This window comes from Pararcticibacter amylolyticus (genome assembly GCF_003130405.1).
GTDB lineage: Bacteria > Bacteroidota > Bacteroidia > Sphingobacteriales > Sphingobacteriaceae > Arcticibacter > Arcticibacter amylolyticus.
Map to the genome: position 1 here is coordinate 449,355 of NZ_QEAS01000002.1, position 7,090 is coordinate 456,444.

6 protein-coding genes are annotated in these 7,090 nt (G+C 44.5%); 1 reads left to right on the top strand and 5 read right to left on the bottom strand.

Annotation, left to right across the window (positions count from 1 at the left end):
* Nucleotides 1-7: 7 nt before the first annotated feature.
* The 5 genes from guaB to DDR33_RS04345 form a co-directional block, all read right to left on the bottom strand.
* Nucleotides 8-1,483, bottom strand: a complete 1,476-nt coding sequence (guaB, locus tag DDR33_RS04325) for an IMP dehydrogenase (protein WP_109414521.1) — start codon at nt 1,481-1,483, stop codon at nt 8-10.
* A 96-nt stretch (nt 1,484-1,579) separates the two neighbouring features.
* Nucleotides 1,580-3,064: an MFS transporter gene (locus DDR33_RS04330; protein ID WP_109414522.1), complete on the bottom strand. Its 1,485-nt coding sequence runs from the start codon at nt 3,062-3,064 to the stop codon at nt 1,580-1,582.
* Nucleotides 3,065-3,441: 377 nt separating this feature from the next.
* On the bottom strand, nt 3,442-4,497 hold the full coding sequence (locus tag DDR33_RS04335) for a DNA topoisomerase IB (RefSeq protein WP_109414523.1): 1,056 nt from the start codon (nt 4,495-4,497) through the stop codon (nt 3,442-3,444).
* Nucleotides 4,498-4,513: 16 nt separating this feature from the next.
* Nucleotides 4,514-5,332 (bottom strand): alpha/beta fold hydrolase, encoded by an 819-nt coding sequence (locus DDR33_RS04340; protein WP_109414524.1) that lies wholly within the window; start codon nt 5,330-5,332, stop codon nt 4,514-4,516.
* Between the two features lie 86 nt (nt 5,333-5,418).
* The gene (locus tag DDR33_RS04345) at nt 5,419-5,916 is read right to left on the bottom strand and encodes a hypothetical protein (RefSeq protein ID WP_146198698.1); all 498 of its coding nucleotides are present in this window, start codon (nt 5,914-5,916) and stop codon (nt 5,419-5,421) included.
* A 252-nt stretch (nt 5,917-6,168) separates the two neighbouring features.
* Here DDR33_RS04345 and DDR33_RS04350 point away from each other — a divergent pair.
* Nucleotides 6,169-7,090, top strand: a 922-nt coding sequence (locus DDR33_RS04350) for an alpha/beta hydrolase (RefSeq protein ID WP_109414573.1), incomplete at its 3' end; no start/stop codon positions are given.

Here is a 7,090-nt window from a genome sequence, read left to right on the forward strand (position 1 = left end):
CAAAAACCTATCTGCTACTCGTATAATTAGGAGCTTCTTTAGTAATCGTTATATCATGAGGATGACTTTCCCGCATTCCCGCAGCAGTTATCCTGACGAAACGGGCATTCTGAAGATCACCTATATTTGCCGCACCGCAATAGTGCATACCCGCTCTCAGACCGCCTATATACTGATAGATCACCTCTGCAAGTGTTCCTTTATAAGGAACACGGCCCACTATCCCTTCCGGAACCAGCTTCGTAACTACATCTGTTTCATCCTGGAAGTAACGGTCTTTAGATCCTTTTTCCATTGCCTCTACAGATCCCATTCCACGGTACGACTTGAACTTTCTGCCTTCGTATATAATCGTTTCACCCGGAGATTCCTCTACCCCTGCAAACAGCGAACCAGCCATAATGGTGCTGGCTCCGGCTGCAATGGCTTTCACAATATCACCCGTCTGCTTGATCCCTCCGTCGGCAATTACCGGGACTCCTCTGTCCTTCAATGCCTTCGCGCATTCATATACAGCATACAGCTGAGGAACTCCTACCCCTGCAATGATCCTGGTAGTACATATTGAACCTGGCCCGATTCCCACTTTCACAGCATCTGCACCTGCGTCGGCGAGCGCTACAGCACCATCCGCTGTCCCCACGTTGCCTGCTATTATCTGCAGATCCGGATAGAGGTGTTTGATAGCCTTGACCATTTCAATCACCCCCTTGGAATGCCCGTGTGCTGTGTCAACCGTCACAACATCAACTCCCGCATTCACCAACGCTTTAACCCTGTCGAGGTTATCACCTGCAACTCCGACAGCAGCGCCCACCCTGAGCCTTCCATGCTCATCTTTACAAGCCTGAGGATAGTTTTTAAACTTTTGAATATCTTTAAATGTGATCAGTCCCACCAGTACCCCATCACCGTTTACTACAGGAAGTTTCTCAATTTTATATTCCTGGAGGATGCTCTCTGCCTGTAGTAATGTCGTTCCTTCAGGTGCAGTGATCAGGTTCTCCCTGGTCATCGCCTTGCTTATGGTCAGAGCCGTGTCTTTCTGAAAACGCAGATCACGATTGGTAATAATCCCCACAAGGATTTTCTCAGCATTTACAACCGGGATTCCGCCGATACCGAAGTCCTTCATGATTTTGAAAGCATCACCAACAGTGGCATCTTCCTGAAGGGTTATAGGATCCTGGATCATGCCGCTTTCCGACCGCTTTACTCTTCTGACTTCTTCAGCCTGCCGTTCTATAGTCATATTCTTGTGCAGAATACCTATTCCACCCGCCTGTGCAATAGCAATAGCAAGCTGCGCTTCAGTAACAGTATCCATTGCGGCCGATACAACCGGAACGTTTAAACGGATCTTTTTAGTGAGATACGTGCTGGTTTCTACATCACGCGGTAAAACTTCAGAATATGCGGGGATTAATAATACATCGTCGTAAGTGAGGCCTTCAGCGACGAACTTTTCGGGATCAAGATGCATGTGCAAATAAATTTATTATTTGCCAGGCAAAAGTAGATAAATAATATTGAATTTAAAAATAAGTACAGAATTAATTGCGAGGGGGCTGGTCGCTTTTTATGGATAGGTATGAAACAGCTGCCTCATTTTTCTGACCAGACCTGAAGAAAAAGCGGGACTACCAATGAGGCCTGCCCTTTTCACTTCCCGCGAGAAAGTTCTTTTAATATCTTTTCTGATATAAACTACTGCTTTGTCCTTATCAACCTCTCCGAATTCCTTCACCCTGCCTAAAACTCTCAGCGAGAGCATGGCAAACAGCCCTCCAATTATGAAGAAGAAATTCCATCCCTGCAGATCCATAAAGTTCAGTATGGACGTATGGCCGCCGCCACTCCAGGAAAAACCGCCGGTAAGCTGATGAGAAGCAAAAAAATCGGCAAGTAAGCCTCCGGTCATAGGAGCTATAGTTGAAAACACTGCGATGGATATATTCTTTACCGTAAGATACACAATGGCCTCTTCTTTAGGAGCCAGTTTGATGCTGATATTACTGATAGCCAGATTTGCACCCGCAGTAGAAAACCCCGTTACGATGTTGATCAGACCCAGCATAACAAGCGTTGTCACCATAGAAGATGCCATTCCAACAAAGGCCCACGACAAAATGCAAATAACATATACGGGTGCACAGATGTTGATGATAGTCTTATTACTATACCGGTCTGAATATCTTCCCCACATTTTGATCGAAAGAATGCTGCTGATCTGACAAACAATACCAAGAGCAATGATATATGAAAGCGGCAAGCCGATTGTTTTCATCATATAAACTGAGAAAAACGGCGTGGCAAGGTTCAAAGAGAAAGCCCACAGACTATTAAATGTGAGAAGGCTGCGAAAATTCTTATCCTTCAGCGGTTTTTTCAGCAGCTTAAAAATGCTATCGTTAACCATTGCAGTTGCCGGTTCAGGCGTTCGGGAGAGCAGGAACACACTCAGTAAGCCAAATCCTCCTCCTATCAGGAACATTCCCGAATAGGCAGACATCATGTATTCCGGATGCCGGGCCTTTAGATAATCCAGGGAAAGCGCCACGAACAAGCTCAGAATCACGTTTAAAGACTGTGTTAAACGGCTCCTGTGTGAAAAATAAGCACCCAGTTGCTTTGCCGGCACCATGTCCTTCATCCACGAATTCCAGCTAGCCCCCGCAATTGAGCCTGGATAATAATGAAAAAACAGGAGGAAAATCAGCACTTTGATACTTGTGCCTGCTGTAAACAGTATTGGAAGAAGTCCTATCACAATCAAAGGAAAGCGGGCGAAAAAATTACTTAAAACAGCAATCGCACGCCGGTTCTTAAACCGTTGCACCAGCCAGATCGATACCAGCTGGAATATGCTGCTGAAAGTTGGTAAAGCTGCAAGTACCCCAAGCTGAAAATTACTGGCTCCCATATGAACAGCCATAGCAACCAGGAACGCCCCTCCCGTAAAAACAACCATCGACTCGGTTGCCATTCCTTCAGCAATCACCAGTTTTAATCCCCTGCTTACATCCTTCTCACTCAGGTCTTCTGAAGGTCTGAAATTCATCATAGATACTTGCACTTTACTTAGGCAAATAAACGAAAAACTCCCCCTCAGGGTTACCTTAAAAATCAAGTATAAAACGGATTATTGTCACGTATATTTACTTTGTGTATCAATAAACATACACTCGCCCCCCTGTAAAAAGAGTTCATTTCCCGAAAATCAACTTATTTTCATATCAAAATCCACCTTATTTCCTTAAAAACGAACAATTCAGTTCATTTGGCAGGATTTTTTCTTAGCTCAAAGCAAATACAGGCTTGTCTTACGGCTGGAGCCCGTTATCTAAAATATCAGACTATGAAAAATTATAATAAGATAAAAGTGAGGCTTTGGACGGTTGTAGGAGGAGTTCAGCAATTTTTGCAGGTATATTTCCGTATTTAACTTTTTCTCTTTTTGAGTTCAGACTTAAGAAAAGAAAGCAGTACCTTCTCGTCTTCATTTAAACCAGAGTCCGGAGCAATAAGAGCATTCTTCTTCACCTTCTTTAAAAAAGGTAATAACGCCCCTTCTTCATAAGCGTTCACTAAAGCCGGGTATACATAATATTTCTTACAAACAGACCGCGTATTTCCTAACCTGGCACTCACGGTATCCAGGACAGCGATGGTTATTTTTTTCCTTTTTGTTTCTGATTCAGGGTACTCGTATTCAGAATAAACCCGCAATGCCTCCAGCGTGCCCGACCACGTGCGGAAGTCCTTTGCAGTAAAGTCACATCCGGTTATTTCTTTGATATAAGTATTTACCATGCCTGAATCGATTGAACAACGCTCCCCTTCAGGCGTATAATATTGAAACAGTTCCTGACCGGGGATATCCCTGCACTTCTTAACCAGCCTGGCAAGGTTCCTGTCCGTCAGCTTGATCTGGTGCATAATCCCCTTCTTCCCCCTGAAGCAGAGCATCATCCGGCTTCCGTCTATTTTAACATGTTTATCGCGCAGGGTACTTAGGCCATAAGAACCGTAAAGCTGTTTGTAGGCCTCATTTCCCACTCGGATCAGGGTTTTCTGCATAAAGTTCACAGCAATAGCCAGCACCTTCCTCTGGTCGAGCCCCCGCCTGCGCAAATCCTTGAGCAGATTGCGCCGGAACTCAGGCAGCTTCCTTCCAAATTCCAGCAGCCTCGAAAACTTATTCTCGTTTCTCATCTGCGACCAGCGCAGATGATATTTATACTGCTTCCGCCCCGCCTGATCGATTCCCGTAGCCTGAAGGTGAGCATTGCTTTTACCAGCAATCCACACATTCTCCCATGCAGGAGGGATCACCAGCTTCTTAATCCGGTCAAGAGTCTTTTCATCAGTAACTTCCGCCCCGCGGCTGTTAAGATAAATAAAGCCATTTCTTCGTTTTTCCCTTCTGATACCCGGATGGGTATCGCTAACATAAATCAGGAGATTTTCTTCGAGCAACTGTTCAGTTTCTGTCATCGCCCAGATAAAACAATCAGGAAAGAAAATGTTTGCTGAGATACTGGTTCATCAGCCGGTTGAAATCAGCAGGCGCCTCACAATTGGGCAGATGTCCGGTATCAGCTATCTCTTCTGCCTCAGCCTGCCTGATTCTGGAGGATAATATACTCGCCTGTTCAGGTGTGGTGAGTTTATCTGCACGCCCACGTATAACCAGTACAGGTACATCTATCAGGGGAAGAAGGGATAGCGTATCCGTTCTGGAAGCAAGAGCAAGCTGAGTAGCACATATAACGGGAACAGGAGCATGCACGATCATCTCCCGGATAAAATCGCATAACGCAGGATTGGAAGAACAGGTTTTTTCGCTGAATAGCTTACTCATAAAATCATCAGCAAAAACCTCCGTTCCCGAGTAAAGCACCTGATCAATCGATGCAAATCTTCTCAACTTAGCTTCGTTTGAATCTGCTCCGGCATTCGTATCGCAAAGAATCAGTCCGCTTACCCTCTCAGGAGCGATCTCAGCAGCTCTCAAAGCTACATAGCCCCCCATTGAGATTCCACATAACACTACTTTGTCTAGTTGAAGAGAACTGATCAAGTCAAGAAGATCTCTGGCAAAAAGGTCGGTGCTGTAAAAATGATGGTCAGTTGAACTGTTACCAAATCCTCTGATGTCGTAAGCTATACCCTGAACATCATCAGGCAGAGCTTCCAGCTGCGAAAGCCACATGGCGGAATGAAAGGGAAATCCATGGATAAATACAACGCTCACACGTGCATTGGCAGATCGCCTTATCCGGAAGGAAACCTCATTTCTGCCGGATTCAATTTGTAGTCTTTCTATCATCTTTTTTTATCACAATGCTGTAATAATACAAACTCTGTGATAAAAAACAGATCAGGGAATAAAAAGTTCAGGAATAAAACAGCTTATCACCAGCCATTACTCCTGAAAGGGATGAGATATACAAGCTTAAGCGCAGGACTACTTTTCCTTACATTACTTAACGGATTATAGTCACCGAAGTTATAACCGGCTCCTACCCCTACCTTTTCATTAAACATGTAATTTACTCCGATCCCTGTTTCAAGACGAAGTGGCGAGCTCATACTCACCGTTCTGAACTGGGTACTGTTAGACACATCACACTGAAGGTAAAAACTTACCTTTTCGGAAACACTGGTCTGCGAATAAACCCGCACTCCGGCGATGTTTCCAAATCTCTGGTTTGCAAGATAACTCTTAAAAACAGGTCCAACAGATAGTTCCTGACCGGCCTCTGTCCTGAATCCTACCATCACAGATCCATTCATATTCGCAGAACCATAATTACAGCTTCCTGTCTGTGCAGAAATATGCCAGTCCAGATATTGAGCTTTCAGGGAGGTTACAGGTGCGATTAATGTCAACAGGAGTAAATATCTCATCATACTTCAAATTCCACTACAAATTGCAAGCCAAAGATATTATAAGAGAGCGCTTTAACTTGATGACGTAAATTTCGGAAAAAACTAACGTTTAAACAAGAAAATATTTCATTTAATTTATTCATACTGAGAAGTATTGAGGAAAATCCGGCAAATATTTCCCCTCCTTACCCCCCTATAAACCTCCTGAAGAACATTCACGGCATTTTTTCAATCTAAGAGCAAACATTGCTATATTGCAAAAAAATTAATCCAATGTATAAATTAGCCCTTACTTTGTTGTTCACAAGTATTGTAATGACCAGCTATTCTCAAAAGCAGATATTCCCTCTTTACAATGGCAGTATTCCTAATTCAATCTCTTCTTCAGAAAAAGAAGAAAAAAATACTGACCAGCAGGGATTTATCCGTTATGGAAAGGTTACCGAACCAAGCCTCGAAGTTTGGCTTCCCCCCAAAGATAAGGCTACAGGAGCTGCAGTAGTTATTGTGCCCGGAGGAGGCTACTGGATCGTTTCTTACACAAATGAGGGAACCGATATAGCAAAAGAGTTTAACAAAATGGGGATAGCAGCGTTTATCCTTAAATACAGGCTTCCTTCTGACAAGACAATGAAGGACAAGACGATTGGTCCCCTTCAGGATGCACAGCAGGCACTAAAAACGGTACGGAGCCGGGCTAAAGAATGGTCCGTCGATCCCGGCAAAGTAGGAATTATCGGTTTTTCCGCCGGAGGACACCTCGCATCCACCGCCGGAACCCATTTTCAGAAATCATATATCGACAACAATGAAGGCATTAACCTCCGCCCCGATTTCATGATCCTAGTTTATCCCGTCATTAGTCTGAGTGACAGCCTGATGCACAAAGGTTCAAGAGACAACCTCCTGGGCCCTAACCCAAGCCAGGAATCTGTACGCTTCTTTTCAAATGAACTGCAGGTAACTCCCGAAACTCCTCCTACGATGCTCATCCACGCTTCAAATGACAAAGCCGTGAAGGTAGGCAACAGCATCAAATTTTACGAATGCCTGGTCAAAAACAATGTATCCGCAGAAATGCATATTTATCCAACCGGAGGACACGGCTTCGGCATCCGCCCCGCCCAATCCCCGGATCACTGGACCGACAGGATCGAACACTGGCTGAAGAGCCTGAAGATATTGCCGGGGGAAA

What these genes read in the sequence shown, in the direction of transcription:
- DDR33_RS04345 (WP_146198698.1), bottom strand. Translation starts at nt 5,916, where the DNA reads ATGATGAGATATTTACTCCTGTTGACATTAATCGCACCTGTAACCTCC.
- guaB (WP_109414521.1), bottom strand. Translation starts at nt 1,483, where the DNA reads ATGCATCTTGATCCCGAAAAGTTCGTCGCTGAAGGCCTCACTTACGAC.
- DDR33_RS04335 (WP_109414523.1), bottom strand. Translation starts at nt 4,497, where the DNA reads ATGACAGAAACTGAACAGTTGCTCGAAGAAAATCTCCTGATTTATGTT.
- DDR33_RS04340 (WP_109414524.1), bottom strand. Translation starts at nt 5,332, where the DNA reads ATGATAGAAAGACTACAAATTGAATCCGGCAGAAATGAGGTTTCCTTC.
- DDR33_RS04330 (WP_109414522.1), bottom strand. Translation starts at nt 3,064, where the DNA reads ATGATGAATTTCAGACCTTCAGAAGACCTGAGTGAGAAGGATGTAAGC.